Source organism: Nitratireductor indicus C115 (assembly GCF_000300515.1).
Taxonomy (GTDB): domain Bacteria; phylum Pseudomonadota; class Alphaproteobacteria; order Rhizobiales; family Rhizobiaceae; genus Nitratireductor; species Nitratireductor indicus.
In genome coordinates, this window is record NZ_AMSI01000004.1 from 304,310 (window position 1) to 319,696 (window position 15,387).

Annotated in this window: 14 protein-coding genes and 1 pseudogene; 8 read left to right on the plus strand and 7 right to left on the minus strand. The window is 59.5% G+C overall.

Annotated features, from left to right (window positions below):
• The first annotated feature begins 61 nt into the window (after nucleotides 1-61).
• The 6 genes and pseudogenes from xylB to NA8A_RS25075 form a co-directional block, all read left to right on the plus strand.
• Nucleotides 62-1,546: a xylulokinase gene (gene xylB / locus NA8A_RS07980; protein WP_009756406.1), complete on the plus strand. Its 1,485-nt coding sequence runs from the start codon at nucleotides 62-64 to the stop codon at nucleotides 1,544-1,546.
• Nucleotides 1,547-1,628: 82 nt separating this feature from the next.
• Nucleotides 1,629-2,579: a sugar-binding transcriptional regulator gene (locus NA8A_RS07985; RefSeq protein ID WP_009756407.1), complete on the plus strand. Its 951-nt coding sequence runs from the start codon at nucleotides 1,629-1,631 to the stop codon at nucleotides 2,577-2,579.
• A 233-nt stretch (nucleotides 2,580-2,812) separates the two neighbouring features.
• Entirely contained in the window at nucleotides 2,813-3,835 is a 1,023-nt protein-coding gene (locus tag NA8A_RS07990) for a sugar ABC transporter substrate-binding protein (protein ID WP_009756408.1), read from the plus strand.
• Between the two features lie 20 nt (nucleotides 3,836-3,855).
• On the plus strand, nucleotides 3,856-5,010 hold the full coding sequence (locus NA8A_RS07995; protein WP_009756409.1) for an ABC transporter permease: 1,155 nt from the start codon (nucleotides 3,856-3,858) through the stop codon (nucleotides 5,008-5,010).
• Nucleotides 5,007-5,786: an ATP-binding cassette domain-containing protein gene (locus tag NA8A_RS08000; protein WP_009756410.1), complete on the plus strand. Its 780-nt coding sequence runs from the start codon at nucleotides 5,007-5,009 to the stop codon at nucleotides 5,784-5,786. The genes NA8A_RS07995 and NA8A_RS08000 overlap by 4 nt, the downstream gene beginning before the upstream one ends.
• Before the next feature lie 133 nt (nucleotides 5,787-5,919).
• A pseudogene (locus NA8A_RS25075) lies at nucleotides 5,920-6,087 on the plus strand (IS3 family transposase); the annotation flags it as partial.
• Nucleotides 6,088-7,038: 951 nt separating this feature from the next.
• Here NA8A_RS25075 and scpB read toward each other — a convergent pair.
• Nucleotides 7,039-7,719 carry an SMC-Scp complex subunit ScpB gene (gene scpB, locus NA8A_RS08015; RefSeq protein WP_040672048.1) on the minus strand — a complete coding sequence of 227 codons (681 nt, stop codon included), beginning with the start codon at nucleotides 7,717-7,719 and terminating at the stop codon, nucleotides 7,039-7,041.
• 2 nt (nucleotides 7,720-7,721) lie between these two features.
• On the minus strand, nucleotides 7,722-8,675 hold the full coding sequence (locus tag NA8A_RS08020) for a DUF1403 family protein (RefSeq protein ID WP_009756414.1): 954 nt from the start codon (nucleotides 8,673-8,675) through the stop codon (nucleotides 7,722-7,724).
• 123 nt (nucleotides 8,676-8,798) lie between these two features.
• On the opposite strand from NA8A_RS08020, the gene NA8A_RS08025 reads away from it, so the two are divergent.
• Entirely contained in the window at nucleotides 8,799-10,031 is a 1,233-nt protein-coding gene (locus NA8A_RS08025) for a site-specific integrase (protein ID WP_420864574.1), read from the plus strand.
• A gap of 131 nt (nucleotides 10,032-10,162) precedes the next feature.
• Complete coding sequence (locus NA8A_RS08030; protein WP_009756416.1) at nucleotides 10,163-10,405, plus strand: WGR domain-containing protein; 243 nt, start codon at nucleotides 10,163-10,165, stop codon at nucleotides 10,403-10,405.
• 63 nt (nucleotides 10,406-10,468) lie between these two features.
• Here NA8A_RS08030 and NA8A_RS08035 read toward each other — a convergent pair whose 3' ends face one another.
• The 5 genes from NA8A_RS08035 to repA all read right to left on the minus strand — a co-directional run bounded on the left by NA8A_RS08035 (nucleotide 10,469) and on the right by repA (nucleotide 15,339).
• Nucleotides 10,469-10,981 (minus strand): RES family NAD+ phosphorylase, encoded by a 513-nt coding sequence (locus NA8A_RS08035; protein WP_009756417.1) that lies wholly within the window; start codon nucleotides 10,979-10,981, stop codon nucleotides 10,469-10,471.
• On the minus strand, nucleotides 10,974-11,345 hold the full coding sequence (locus NA8A_RS08040) for an antitoxin Xre/MbcA/ParS toxin-binding domain-containing protein (protein ID WP_009756418.1): 372 nt from the start codon (nucleotides 11,343-11,345) through the stop codon (nucleotides 10,974-10,976). Before NA8A_RS08040 ends, NA8A_RS08035 begins: the two co-directional genes overlap by 8 nt.
• An 87-nt stretch (nucleotides 11,346-11,432) precedes the next feature.
• Nucleotides 11,433-12,779, minus strand: coding sequence for a plasmid replication protein RepC (repC, locus tag NA8A_RS08045; RefSeq protein WP_009756419.1), 1,347 nt, complete (start codon nucleotides 12,777-12,779; stop codon nucleotides 11,433-11,435).
• A 236-nt stretch (nucleotides 12,780-13,015) separates the two neighbouring features.
• Nucleotides 13,016-14,080 carry a plasmid partitioning protein RepB gene (gene repB, locus NA8A_RS08050; protein WP_009756420.1) on the minus strand — a complete coding sequence of 355 codons (1,065 nt, stop codon included), beginning with the start codon at nucleotides 14,078-14,080 and terminating at the stop codon, nucleotides 13,016-13,018.
• The gene (gene repA, locus NA8A_RS08055) at nucleotides 14,077-15,339 is read right to left on the minus strand and encodes a plasmid partitioning protein RepA (RefSeq protein WP_040672144.1); all 1,263 of its coding nucleotides are present in this window, start codon (nucleotides 15,337-15,339) and stop codon (nucleotides 14,077-14,079) included. The genes repB and repA overlap by 4 nt, the downstream gene beginning before the upstream one ends.
• Nucleotides 15,340-15,387: the final 48 nt, after the last annotated feature.

Consider the following 15,387-nt stretch of genomic DNA (forward strand, 5'->3'; position numbering starts at 1 on the left):
GATAATCGCGCGGTAGGGGCGTTCCCTCACCGAATGACGTTAATCTTTGAATGCGGGCGCTATGTATCTGGGTATCGATCTGGGAACCTCGTCGGCAAAATTGCTGATCGTCGATGAGGCTGAACGCGTTCAACTCTCTGCGACGCGACCGCTCCAGACACATTACCCACGCCCGGACTGGTCGGAGCAGAATCCCTCCGACTGGGTGGATGCCGTGTTCGATACGCTCGCCGAGCTTGCCGCCGAAAAACCCCATATTCTAGCTGACGTCAGATCGATTGGCTTTTCTGGTCATATGCATGCCTGTTTGCTGCTGGACGAGGCAAACGAACCGGTCCGTCCGGCTATCCTTTGGAACGATTCACGCGCGGCAGCGATCGCTGAGCGCCTGAACGCGGATTATCCATATCTGGCGGATCAGCTTGGCGTTCTTCCCATGGCTGGCTTCACGGGACCGAAACTGGCCTGGCTCGCGGAAAACGAGCCGGAAACATTTCAACGCGCAAGGCGGCTTTCGTTTCCAAAGGACTATCTTCGCTTCAAGCTTGTGGGTGAGCATGCGACCGATCCCTCCGAAGCCGCCGGCTCCTGGTTGTTCGACGAACAGAATCGAAAATGGTCTCAACCGGCCATCGAGGCTTGTGGTGCACGCCAGCTTACATTCCCGAAAGTTTGCGAATCCGCCTCCGTTGCGGGCGTTCTGCACCTGGAATTGGCCTCCCGCTGGAATATGCGTGACGATGTGCAGGTGGTTGTCGGCGCCGGCGACGTTGCAGCGGGGGCCGCCGGTGTGGGTGCTGTCTCTCCCCGGAAGGGATTGATCTCGATTGGAACGTCAGCGCAGCTGTTGACCAGCCATACAGCCTATGCTCCCAACACGCTTCAAACGGTTCACGCCTTTTGCCATGTGCTGGAAGGCGTCTGGTTCAATATGGCCGCGGTGCTGAACGGAGCAAGCGCATTGGGAGCGGTTGCCCGTTGGACAGGCCATGCCGAGCGCATGGGCGCGATGCTTGAAACCGTCGAAGCGCATTACACGGGCCCGTGTGATGTACTTGCCCTGCCATATCTCGCAGGTGAACGCACCCCTCACAACGACGCGACAGCGCGAGCGGCCTTTATTGGCATGTCTGCCGAAACCCGAGCGCATCACCTGGCTCAAGCCATGATGGAGGCTATCGCATTCTCTCTGGCAGACGGGTTGGAGGTGCTGGGCGGCGGCGGGAAGTCACCGACATCGTTCATACTCATCGGGGGCGGTGCTCGCTCACCATTCTGGGCGCAGATGATAGCCAACATTCTTGGCGTAGTGCTCGAAACCAGCGATGTTTCAGAGATGGGGCCTTCATTTGGCGCCGCACGTCTGGCGCGGTGCGCTTTCCAGACGTCGATCACCCTGGAACACTTCAAGCCGCCAGTCGCGCGACACAGGTTCGTCCCCGATGCCCAGTTGCACGCCGCCTATCAGCCACGGCTGGAAATTTTCAGGTCCCTCTACCGTTCTCTGAAGCCTGAGTTTGCCAAACTTGCATCTTCAGGCCCCTAAATTTAAGTCCGATGGTGAACCGCCGGAGGATCGGGTTTGAAACGGTCAGGCTGGCACCATCATCAGTGATCCGGAGTCTGTGATGCCGCGCCCGCCCAGGAATGAAGCAACCGTCATCAAGATAGCCCAGATGCGTTATGACCAGGGCCTCTCTCAAAGCGAGATTGCCGAGAAACTAGGCGTGTCCGTCGCCACTGTAAGCCGGCATCTCCAGATCGCCATGGATCATGGCATCGTCGAGATTCGGGTGGCTGAGAACCTCCATCGCGATACCAGTCTTGAGAAAGAGCTGTCCCAGGCCTTCCAGCTGCGTGACGCTGTTGTGGTGATCAACCAGTACGGAGCTTCCGAGACCAGCCGTGTACTGGGCAGCGCCTGCGCGCGGTTTCTTTCGCAGAACATGCACCGAGGCGACATAATCGGCGTTTCCAACGGCGAGACCGTGGCCTCCGTTGCAGCCGAGATGCGAAGGGCCAAATCGAGGGATCATCAGGTCGTGACGTTGATAGGCGGCGTTGGAAAAGCGGAGGAGCCCACTCACACGGCACAGATTTGCCGCGCATTCGCAGATGCCATCGATGCCAAGGCGCGCATTCTGCCGTTACCGGCCGTAGTGGAGAGCAGCGACATTGCTCTGACGCTTAGAAGCACGGACGCTTTCCAGGACATCAATGGACTATATAGTTCGATGAGCATGGCACTGGTCGGCATCGGCTCGCTGCACGCGGCATCGTCAAGTGTACGCGACGGCTTGTTTACCCAGCAACAATTCGCCGACATCGAGAAGCAGGGTGGGGTCGGTACCATCTGCGCGCGCTTCTATGATGGCGAGGGGCGCGTTCTGAAATCAGGCCTCGAAGAGCGAACCCTGTCGATCTTCCTGGACCAGTTTGCCCAGATACCGATGCGCGTGGGTGTGGCCTACGGTGAAAGCAAGGTGGTTGCCATTCATGCCGCCGTCAGGGGAAAGTTGGTGAACGTATTGGCAACCGACGAAACGACAGCCCGAGCTCTGCTTCAGAATCCTAAATAAATGCAAATAATTACATTTATGTAATTCATTGCAAATATTGCCGTTTAATCTAGGGTGTTGGGACCAGAGAATGCTCGACATTTCTCGAGCGGGTTTGTTTCCGGGCGGGTGGAGCGTGAAGCCTGGCAGACAAGAGGACAACCCGCTGTCCCGACAAATGTTCGGGTGCATGAAGCTGGTGCACGCGGTGTGATTACTGCGGACATTGCATTTATGAACCGGGAGGATCTGTGATGAATAAGACGAAGCTTGGAATTGCAGTGCTGTTTTCAGCAGTTGCGTTTGCGCCTTTGAATGCGCAGGCAGCTGACATATCTGCCTGCCTGATCACGAAGACCGATACCAACCCGTTTTATGTCGCCATGAAAAACGGTGCGATGCAGAAAGCGGAAGAACTCGGTGTGGAACTGAAGACCTATGCCGGACGCATCGACGGTGACAGCGAAAGTCAGGTCTCGGCCATCGAGGCGTGCATTGCCGATGGGGTGAACGGCATCATGCTTACCCCGTCTGACACGCGTGGCATCGTACCGACCGTGAAGAAGGCGCAGGATGCCGGCATTCTGGTGCTTGCGCTGGACACGCCGCTGGATCCGATCGATGCCGCCGATGGTACGTTCGCGACTGACAATTTTGCTGCCGGAGAGGCCATCGGCACGTGGGCCAAGGCATCGCTTGGCGATGATGCCGCGAATGCGAAGATCGGCCTGCTGAACGGGCTGGTCAGCCAGTCGAGCGTCGGGGTCCTGCGCAATCAGGGGTTCCTTACGGGTTTTGGTATCGATCTTGAAGACCCGAACAAATGGGGTGATGAAACCGATTCCCGCATCGTCGGCAACGATGTCTCGCAGGGAAGCGAACAGGGTGGCCGCACGGGCATGGAGAATCTGCTGCAGATCGATCCCATGATCAACCTGGTCTACGCGATCAACGAACCCGCCGCAGCCGGTGCCTATGAGGCACTGAAGGCACTCGGCCGGGAGGGTGATGTCATGGTGGTGGCGGTTGATGGTGGCTGCCCGGGTGTCAAGAATGTGAAGGAGGGGGTCATCAACGCGACCGCGCAACAATATCCGTTGCGCATGGCATCTCACGGTGTCGAGGCCATCGTCGAATGGGCGAAAAACGGCACGAAGCCCCAAAAGACCGAGGGCAAGGATTTCTTCGATACAGGCGTTAATCTGGTGACGGAAGAACCCGTTGACGGGCTGGAATCGATCAACTCCGAAGAGGCTGCCAAAATCTGCTGGGGCTAAGGACTGCTCTGTCACTCAAAATGGTCACGCGGTTCGATATCGAACCGCGTGACGGCTCGACTCCCCAGGCGGCAGATAGCTTGATGACATCGCACGATTCTACGCCGGCAGGCACAGCAATTTCGACGAAAACGGCGGATCGCGAAAATGCCCCACTTGCCGATCTCACGACATTCGGCCGAGGCAGACAGACTCTGCTCGACCGGTTTCAGAACCTCGTTCACGCGCAGCCGGCAGCGATACCGCTGCTTGTTCTAATCCTGGCCATTGCAGCCTTCGGCCTGTTGCTGGGAGGAAAATTCTTCTCCGCCTTCGCCCTGACCCTCATCCTGCAGCAGGTGATGATTGTAGGAATTGTCGCCGTGGCTCAAACGTTGGTCATTCTAACCGCCGGCATCGATCTATCGGTTGGTGCGATTATGGTGTTTTCATCCGTAGTGATGGGGCATTGCACGTTTCGCTACGGTATACCGGCAGAGGTTGCAGTGGTGATCGGCCTGGCAACCGGCGCACTTTGCGGTGCGGTGAGCGGTATGCTGGTTTCACTGGTGCGGTTGCCACCATTCATCGTCACGCTTGGAATGTGGCAGGTCGTCCTTGCGAGCAATTATCTCTATTCATCCAATGAAACAATCCGCTCGCAGGATCTTGCTGAACACGCACCGCTTCTCCAGTTCTTTGGCGAAAGCTTCAGGATTGGCGGCGCCGTTTTTACCAATGGCGTGATTGCGATGGTACTTCTGGCAGCGTTCATACATTTCGTGCTGAACAACACAGCCTGGGGGCGTCACCTCTATGCCGTGGGCGATGACCCCGTGGCCGCTCAACTGGCAGGCATAAACACCCGCGGTGTGTTGATATCGGTCTACACGGTTGCAGGCCTGATTTGTGCTTTTGCCGGATGGGCGTTGATCGGACGGTTAGGTTCCGTCTCTCCGACCGCGGGGCAATTCACCAATATCGAATCAATCACCGCAGTAGTGATCGGCGGCACCTCCTTGTTTGGTGGGCGCGGAAGCGTGCTAGGCAGTGTCTTCGGGGCATTGATCGTGGGTGTGTTCTCGCTTGGATTGCGCATGCTTGGCACCGACCCGCAATGGACATATCTGATGATCGGAGCTTTGATCATTATCGCAGTCGGTATTGACCAGTGGGCCCGGAGGATGGTCGGATGAGTTCCGCAGACACCATTCTCTCCGCGCGAAATCTCTTCAAACGCTATGGTCGGGTCGTGGCAATGAACGGTGCCGACTTTGATCTACTTCGTGGAGAGGTTCTGGCCGTCATCGGCGACAACGGCGCCGGCAAATCTACTCTCATTAAGACGTTGTCGGGTGCGACCGTCCCGGACAGCGGTGAAATCCTTCTCGACGGCCAACCTGTCCATTTCACAAATCCTCAATCTGCCCGTTCCGCAGGCATCGAGACCGTTTATCAGGATTTGGCTCTGTCCCCTTCGCTTTCGATCGCCGAGAATATCTTCATGGGACGGGAACTGCGCAGGCCCGGGCTCCTGGGGTCTGTCTTTCGAATACTCGATCAAGCGAAGATGAACGAACGTGCCCGGAAGGAACTCAGCGATCTCGGCCTCCTAACGATCCAGAATATCATGCAGCCTGTGGAGACGCTTTCAGGCGGCCAGCGACAAGGTGTTGCCGTTGCGCGTGCAGTAACGTTCGGTTCGAAAGTGGTCATTCTTGATGAGCCAACCGCAGCCTTGGGGGTAAAGGAATCCCAAAAGGTGATCGACCTCATCAAGGACGTTCGGGCAAGGGGTATCTCAATCATCCTGATCAGCCACAACATGCCCCACGTTTTCGAGGTGGCCGACAGGATTCATATCCATCGGCTAGGACAACGCTTATGTGTAATCGATCCTACACAGGTGGGGATGTCTGATGCGGTCGCTCTCATGACAGGCGCAAAACAGCCTCCAAATGAGAAGACGTAAGTGGCCCAAACGAGAATGAAAACCCAGCAAATTGCCTCTGCTTTCTGACGCTTTTAGGGGTCCGACATCAGCGTCAATGAGACAATTTTGGCTTAAGGACTTCTGGCTCATCATAGCCCTTCAAAGAGCGAAGATGAGACGGAGAACCGGGACTCGGAAGGAGCCGGCAGAAGAGAATATCCCCATCGTGCTGGAAGGCTTGCGCGGTGAGGAGTCGATCACCCCATTGTGCCGGCGTGAAGGCACAGCTGAGTGTCTATATTACAATTGGTCGAAAGAGTTCCTCGAAGCCGGCAAGAAAGATCAGCCCCTGATAAATATGACGACGAGAACGGCGCAGAACACGATATCGCAAACCCTACGAATCCTGGTGACATCCGGTCGGTTTTCGGGTTTCATCCAGCGAGAGCCTTCTTCTATCATCGGCACACCTCGTAGCGCTCCGGTACGCATTCTTCGATCGTAACCAGCAAGTTCGGCCAACGGCTCCGTTCAGGTGAAATTGATCACTCTGCGCAGCCGTACGGTAATTTCGGTCACATTGACTGTGCCTTCGTGGTCTCCTGCCTTGGTGCGATCAACCCAGCGAATGGATCAAATGGGTGAAGCCTGCAATGTGGTTTCCACTCCGAATGTTTGTTTATTGCGCTGACGGCGCCCTACCCACGAAATCCCGGATGCCAAGTACCTCATAGCGTGTTTTCCCAGCTTTGGTCCTAAGTGGAGTATAGTCTGTTACGGACAATCATCAGCGCCAGCAAGTTTAGGCCTTCAGGCCCAGTCGATACGAAGCTCCGCCCATAGCCACCTCAGGAGGGCTGTGGGCGCCCCATCATCAGCCGCAGCGGTTCGTATATCATAACGGTCTTGCCGTTCTGGTTTCGCACGATGTTGTGCGCGCGCGAGACCACAGTGTCCCTTGCTGTCGCGGTGCACGTCTGTCACCTCAATCTCAGCCTCGAGCATGGTACCGGCCACCACTGGTCCCTTAATGTCCATCGGTGTGCCAAGAAAGGTGAGCCCAGTCTCTTGCGCCGTCGCATTCAGGGCCAATCCTTCGGCCACCGCGAAATCGAGCGCGCCAGAGTTGACCATCGTCGATATCGAACAGATAGGCAGCCACCGCGCCCGAAGGTATATCTCCTAGCGGCGCAGCGTCTGGGGGCCGGCTCAGCCCCGGATCCTGCCAGTCTCGCAGGTGCAAAGTCTCGGCGGTCTGCGCAAACCGAGCGACGCGGTTCCGGAAAGCGGTTCAATCGCTCTCCGTTTCGATCGATAAAGCTTCGGCCCGCATGGCCTGCCGGCTGAGCAGTCCCGCATCCTCGAGCGCTTCGATGTCGGGCAGGTCGCGCAGCGACTGCAGGCCGAAGGCGGACAGGAAGTGTTTTGTTGTCACATAGGTGTAGGGCGCGCCGGGTGTCGGGCTGCGTGGGCCGGAGGCGAGGAGACCGGCTCCGCGGAGCGCGGCGATCGTATCGCGACTGACCTCCCTGCTAAAAATCTTCGACAGCTCGCCGCGCGTGATGGGCTGGAAATATCCCACCGCCATCAGCACCGTCGCCTCGAACTCCGAAAGTGCCGGAGCGGCGCCGCGCGTGGGCGCGGCGGAGGCACGGATGGTGTCGGCGAAACGCGTGCGCGTGCGATGCTGCCAACCGCCAGCGACCGCGACGAGTTCATAGGGCCGCCCGCGCAGCTCTTCCTGCAGATCGTCGATCAGAAGGTCGAGGCTGCAACCGCGACCGACCACCCGCGCAAGCGTCTCGCGCGACACCGGTTCGGCCGAGGCGAAGATCACCGCCTCGACGCGCAGAATCCATTCCCGCCAACGCAGTTCCGGCGGCAGGTCCGCAAGCTCCCGATCATAAAGACGTTCGTCACCCGCATCAGGTCCCGTTCCTGACCGAGGCTTGGCTGGGCGCGATCCGGTCATCGTCACAGCCCATAGATCCGGAAGGAGGAACGACCGGAGAGCTCGCGCACGGCTCCGAGCCCTTGCAAGCGGTCGAACAGTCGCGTCGCCGCCCATCGCGACAGATTACTACCAGGGTCCGATGCGGGCATGGCGTCCTCCTCGAGCAGCTTTTGCAACACGGTGCCCGCACCCCTCGTCCGCACCTTCGGCGCCACAGCGGCAAGCTTCTCGGCGCGCCGTCCGATCTCGCCTGCGCTCCGCAGGGCATCCTCCGTCGCCTCAACCAGGGCGAGACAGACGGCCCGCGGGAAGGCGGGTTCGCCTGGATGCACACGGCCCCTGCCCCCGACTGTGCGGAACGCCGGGCCGTAGCGCGCCGCCATCAGCAGCGGCACCGGTCTCTCCCAGTTCAGCATCGCGGCAAGCAGGATATCGGCGAGTGCCCAGGCAAGCGGCTCCGCATCGGAACGGTCGCCGTGGATCGCCGTCACCAGTTCTGCCGCGGCAAAGGGCGCGGCACGACCGGACTGTAGTGCTGCGTCGGCGTGGTCGACCGCCATGGTCAGTGGGTGGCTCCATGGCAAGCCCAGCAGATCGGCCAGCTCGGCAACGGCCTTCGCGGAGAAGCCAGTTTTCCGACCCGCCAGCCTTTTGTAAGCCAGAAACATCCTGCCCGCCGGGCCGGGATCGGCGTCCGGCCCCGTCAGAAGCACGGCGTCGCGAAGCGCCGCTTCATCTTCCATGCGCCCCATCAGTCGCACGGCCGCTGCTGCGCATTTCAGGGCCTGACGGGATCGCCAGCAACCGGCCCAGGCGAGATCCATCCGCACCAGATCATCTAATGATTTCAACGCCGCCCCGACGACGAAGGCAGCATCTGCCTCGGCAATCTCGGGTTCGCGCGGCGAAGCCCATCGCGGAAGCCGGGCAGCTGAGGCAACGGGGCTGGCGATTACTGCAAGGGGCGAATCCATACAATGGATGATAAATCAGATGTGCGGTTTTATCCAGGTATCATCCCCAAAACCGCACAGCTTGTCTTTATCAAAAAACGAGTGATAATCTTGCATTATCGTTCATTATGGATCATGCGGGAAATGACCTCATTCGTCGACCAAAATCACCCCGACAAGGCAGATCGACATGCAGAACGATCACAGGACACGCAGCGTCATCTCGACGATAAAGCCTCGCGATTGATGATTTCTGAATCTGGAGGCGACGACGATCTACCCGATATCATCGGTATCGTGATGGAAATGGGTCGCACCGGCGCTTCCTCTCGACCCCAAGGCGGCGATGACGGCAGCCATTCTCCTCTTCCGTCGCAACCAGATGCATCCCCACTTCCCGATCACCTGGAAAACCTCGCGGGCCGGGCACGGGGATATCTCGAAGCCGCGAGTTCTGCCAATACCCGTCGTGCCTATTCCGCCGATTGGAAGCATTTTTCAACCTGGTGCCGCAGACAGGGGCTCGGGATCATACCCCCCTCCCCCCAGACCGTTGGGCTTTACATCACCGCTTGCGCCTCCGGTGACAGCGGCGGGAAACCCAATTCCGTGTCCACGATAGAGCGCCGTCTTTCCGCACTTTCGTGGAACTATTCCCAACGCGGCCTGTCGCTCGATCGCAAGGACAGGCACATCGCCACCATCATGGCGGGAATTCGCAACACGCATGCCGTGCCGCCCCGCCAGAAGGAGGCGATCCTGCTCGAGGATCTGGTCGCCATGCTGGAAACGCTCGACCGGGGGTCCTTGCGCGGCCTGCGCGACCGGGCGATCCTGCTCATCGGTTTCGCCGGCGGCCTGCGCCGATCCGAGATCGTCGGCCTCGATATCGGCCGCGACCAAACGGAAGACGGCCGCGGTTGGATCGAAATCTTCGAGGAAGGACTTTTGGTGACCCTGCGCGGCAAGACCGGCTGGCGCGAGGTCGAGATCGGCCGTGGATCGACGGCGACCACCTGCCCCGTCACCGCGCTCGAAACCTGGTTGAAATTCGCCAGGATCGCGCATGGTCCCCTGTTCCGCCGCGTTACCGGAAAGGGACGGCAGGTCGGTGCGGAACGGCTGAAGGATCAGGAAGTGGCCCGGCTCGTCAAGCGGACGGCACTTGCGGCCGGGGTGCGCGGCGATCTGCCCGAAAGAGAGCGGGAGAAGAAGTTTTCCGGCCATTCCCTGCGCGCCGGCCTGGCCTCCTCCGCCGAGGTTGATGAACGCTATGTGCAGAAGCAGCTCGGACATGCTTCCGCTGAAATGACCCGAAAGTATCAGCGCCGCAGGGACCGCTTCCGGGTCAACCTTACAAAGGCATCCGGGCTTTGAAATCCCCCTCCCCTGCCTTTCCGTCCCGGACAAATTCCAGACTTCATCCATCAATCCCGTGAATCGGACCGTCCCGACCGATTCACCAAATCCATTGGACGCTCGCCCACGCCTTCGGGAAAGATCGGGTCATGATTGAAAAAAACTCATGTCGCCTGTTCAAGCGCATCGATCCCGAGCGCAATATGGCTCGTTTCTACACGCTCTCCGTGGAGCCGACATTGTTTGGCGATGCCGCGCTTGTACGCCAATGGGGGCGGATCGGCACACGCGGGCAGTTGAAGATCAACCTGTTCGACACCATGCCGGCTGCCGAGGAAGCCCTGTCGCGCCTTGCTGCCCGCAAATTGCGTCGTGGCTATCGCGCAATCTAAGGCATCATGCGGAAAACAAGGAGATGGGTGTCCTTTGTGTGTCCGAAAGGGCGAGGCGGCTCCTCACAGCCAGGAAGCCGGCGTTCTGGGAAGCCGGTGCTCCGGATCGATTACCCGCAATTGCGGACCTTCCTCACCGTTCCAGCGCCACAGGGCCACGCACTGCCCGCCCGGTGACATGAAAGAGGGATAAACAACCCCGTCAAATCCCTGCTCCATAAGCTCTTCCCGCGCCCTGTGGCTGCCGGGCATCCGGCCCGCATCCATGTCCGCCCGCCATTCGCACTGATGCAGTTCATCTGAAAAGCCAAACTCTGAAAGCCGGGCGGTGTCCGTAAGATCCACCAGTCTGGCTGCGGAAAGCCGAAGCTGTGCAATCAATGCCGGGTGCTGCACAAAGCCCTGATTGTATTCGGCCCAGGCCGTCGACATTTCGCGTGCGGCATAAATGGCTGCTGCTCCGACAGGATTCCAGCGCCCGCCGAAACGCCGCGCTCCCTCTCCCGAAAGCGGTGCATGCGCCCAACGCGGCACATAAGCCCGCCAGAGTATCTCTTCCTGCATGTATTCAGGCATAGACGCCCGCGCGCACAGCCTCCAGATAGGCCAGCACCTTGTCGGACTTGCCCTCGCTCACCAGATCATAAGCGGTCTTGCCCGCCCATCCCGGGATTGGCTGATGCTTGAACCATATGACGGCTCGGTGCTCCTCCCCCGCCATTTCCGCCGCCATCGCCAGTATGCGCACAACAGGGCTGAGGGCCTGATCCACCTTGCGCTGACCGGATTTCGCCGTCAGCGTATTGCGGGCAACGCCGATCAACCGCGCGAGCTCTATCATGGTAACCCCAAGAAGCTCCGAGACCCGTTTGGCCGAAAGAAAAGGCGTTCGCTCATCAGCGAAATGAGCCGCCGCGAAATCGAGGTCTGCCGCCGTCATCTCATCTCTCCCGCATACGCAGATTGAGTATAAAATGAGCTCAATTTGAACTCCACTGCGTCAATTTATGCGCAGAACATGTCATTTTCAAGCCGATCTTCCACGTTCTCCATGCCCGACGGCCTTCTGACGCGCAGAAAGCAGCGCATTGAGCATGGGCTTCACGGAAAACGCACCGCCCTCGGCCCGTTCTGTCAAACGCCGCAGATAACCACCTGGCGACCGGATTGCTTCTGCACGCTCCAAAATGGCCGCAATGGTGATCGCGGCATTGACTTCGCCCATCCGGGACCGGGCTTCCGCCCAGGCATCCGGCGAAACCCCAAGCATGGAACGCACTGTTTCCGCAGCTTTCATGAAATCGCGCCAATCGCTCAAGCCTCCCGGCGCATAATCGCGGATTTGCGGACACGCCGATGTCACCAGATCAAGGGGCATTGCCGGACCTCGGTCCTGATCCGACCTGTCCGCCTCACCCTGTTGGGAGCTGGCAACAGTCGCTTCCCTTTCAGATTTGGCCGCAGCTTTCGCTTCAAGTTTTTCCTTGCTTTTTTCAGATAGGGATTCTGGGTTTGAATTATGAATATGGCGCTCATTTTGATCGTCATTGGCGCTCATATTTCTATTTTCAGACTTATGTTCTTCTGCCTCGCGATACTGCATCTCCGCTTCTGAGAGTCCGTCGAGATAGGCCTTCTCGATCTCGATCCTCAGGCTGGCCAGCGCATCGCGGCGTTCCTTCAGCGTCTCCCAATCCGTATTGCGGCCAAGTCTGCCGGAGAGCCCTAGGAAACGCTCGGAGAAACCCTTGAAGGAAACCGCCCTGCCCTCATCTTCTGCTGCCTGAATGATGGCAGCGATATCGCGCAGGTGGATCGTCACCTCACTGCGCAATGCTCGCAAAGCCTTGGCATGACGCCGTGCGTCGGCCGCATAAGTCTCGATCTCGGCGGCACGCATGACCAACGGAGCCAGATCGAAGCCAAAGGCCGCATCGATCCTGCCATCCTCGCTACGGGTGGCGTATCGCTTCCCGTTGGCGCTGTCACGGCGCAGAATGAGACCCGCATTCACGAGAGCCGCCAGATGGCGCCGCAGCGTCGCCGGCGCCATGCCCCGCGCACGCAGCGACAGTTCGGCATTGGATGGAAATACGATCAGATCCGTGCTTGGATCGAGCAAACGCTCCGTGCTGAAGCTCACCAGTGCCTCCAGCACCACAATGGTCCGATCAGCCAGACCGAGCGCCAGGCGGGCCTCCGTCACGGCTCGCAGAAGCTGCCATTTGTCCACCGCGCTGTCAGCGCCGCCACGGCCCTGCATATCCTTTGCGTCGAACGCAGCTCGGGCGCGGCGAACCTGCTCATTCACTAGAAACTGGGCACGCGCCAACCCTTTCCCGCCGAAGGGCGAGATTGCAAATCTCTCCGTCATCGTCTCACCTTTCATCAGGCAAGAAAAAGACACCCACCGGAACACACCGGTGCTTGACATTGAACGATGGAAGTGATTCTTTCAGACTGCTACATCGAAAGGGGCTTCCGGAATGGTGACGTTCTGGGGGCCTTTTTTCTTGCGTGTTTTTCCTTTTTTCTCGTCCTCTTCAAAGGGCCGAGCGGCCCAAAAACATTCAAGCGTCCAACGGCTGCTCCGTCTGACAGCCTGCCGTTTCAGCCGCGTTCCTTCTCGAAACGCTCCGCCAACTCAGGCAGAAGGGCTGCGACATAATCCGCGAACCCCGGCCTCACTTTTTCATCGAACTCCATCCGGGGCTTTTTGCCGGAAATAACATGCGCCAGCGGGCGTCCCTTGCGGTCCGCCACAAGCGTTGGCTTGGATGCCTTTCCCTTTACCCCGGCCTTGCGTTCTTCACGTTTCGCAAGCCGCTCGAACAGCATTCCGAAACGTTCGTCGGAGCTGGCGGCACGGAAAGCATCCGAGTGGATGACATCCTGCGCGATCACAATAGCAGCATCGTCCTGGAGGAAATCGGCCAACAACATCCAGCGCGGGCGGCCGGCCTTGGGCGCGGGGCCGATAGCGCCGGCGATCTGCGCCGGCACGGCATCTGCGACCTGCAGAAAGCGCGTCATTTCCGCCTTGTGCAGTGACAGAGCGCGCTGAACAACGCCGCGCTCGAAACCGTGACGGATGAGCGCTGCAGCAAAGAAAGCGCGCTCGATAAAGGAGAGATTGCGCCGCTCGGTGTTTTCCTTGCCCTGCGCCAGCACGAGCTGATTGTCATCGAGCGCGCGCACGATTGCCTGCACGGGGCGCGCAAGACGCGCCGCCGCTCGCACACGGCGATGACCGTAAGCGACCTGGTAGCGGCCATTCGCGGTCGGATGCGGGCGCAGGAGAACCGGTACCTGCTGCCCGTTTTCCCGCACGCTCTCGACCAGCGCAGAAAATTCTTCGTCACCGTCGTCTTCGCGGCTCAGGCGGTCGCGCACCAGAGAGGGATCGATCAGGTTCGGATCGATTTCCACGACGCGCTCACCCTTGGCCAGCGCATCCTTGAGCGCGCGCGCATCCTCAACCTCGCGGCTCATGGACGACAGGGAAAGCCCCATCGCCTTGACGGCGCCGGAGGCCGTCCGCGAGGTTTCAGAAACAACAGGCCTGGGCGTTGCTTTCGTTTCCGGGGCCGGCTTCGCCATCGGGGAGGGCGCTTCATCGCCCGGCACCGGCGCTCCACCAAACAGGGCCTTGAGGTGATCCTTGCGCTTGCTCATGCGCCGTCTCCCGCCTCATTGCGGCCCCAGGCCTCTTCGATCAGGGTCTCGATCTCATCGTTGACAGATGTCAACGCCTCCATGGCGCGGTCATAGGTGGACCGGGTGAAATTATCCCGCCCGACTTCGTAAAGCGTCTGCTTGGTGAGCCCGGCATCGGAAATGGCGGTCGATTTCACCATCGGCGCGGTGAGTACGCGCGACCCGAATTGCGAACGCAGGAATCCCACGATCTGTGTTTGCGGCCCGTCATTGGGCTCGTATCGCGTCACGAGATAGCGCAGGAAATCGAAATTGAGCGTTCCGCCCGCAGAACGCACGACCGACAAGAGATCGGCAGTCATGTAGAGAAACTGGCTCATGGAGGCGACATCGAGCATCTGCGGATGCACGGTCACGATCACGGAGGTGGAAGCGCACAGGGCGGACAGCGTCAGGAAGCCGAGTTGCGGCGGGCAGTCAATGACCACGACATCGTAATCGTCGGCGACAGAGGCCAGCGCCCCTTGGATGCGTGCGAAGAAAAAATCATCCGGCGTGCTGCCGGGGCCGCGCTCTGCCAGCATGCGCGGCGTCGTGTGTTCAAACTCGTGCAGCTCGAGATTGCCGGGCACGATATCAAGCCCGTCGAAATAGGTTTTCCGGATAATATCGGAGAGCGGCCTGCGCTCCTCGTCATAACGGATTGCGCCATAGAGCGTGTCATTGCCCGACAGGTCGATTTCCGGCTGGTACCCGAAGAGCGCAGACAGCGAGGCCTGTGGATCGAGATCCACGGCAAGCACCCGATACCCCGACAAGGCCAGATGCTGAGCCATATGGGCGCTTGTGGTGGTCTTGCCGGAACCGCCTTTGAAATTGGTGACGGCGATCACCTGCAGATGTTCCTGCTCGGGATTGCGCCATTTCACATAGGAGCGGGCCTTCGAAAGATTGCCCTTGGCGCGCGCCTGGTCCGCCAGATAGTGGCGCAGCGCATTGATATCGGCAAGCGAGTAGAAGCGGCGACCGCCCACCCCCGTTTCCGGCTGAGGCCCCTCGCCGGCGATAGACAACTGCCTCAGATAGCCATCGGAAACACCGATCAGCCGTGCGGCCTCGCCGCTCGAAAAGGTCCGCAATGTCTTCTGCGCGGCTGGCGGAAAGAGCCGGTCACGCATGACGCGCAATTGCTCGGACAGTTGCGTCGCATCCGCCGCAATGGCTTCATCTGCCGGCAGCACCCTTGGCGCCCCCGCCTGATCCGCAGCCATATCCATCACCTTGTCCAAGCCACGCTCTCCACTTTGTTCGCCGGCCATATCCGT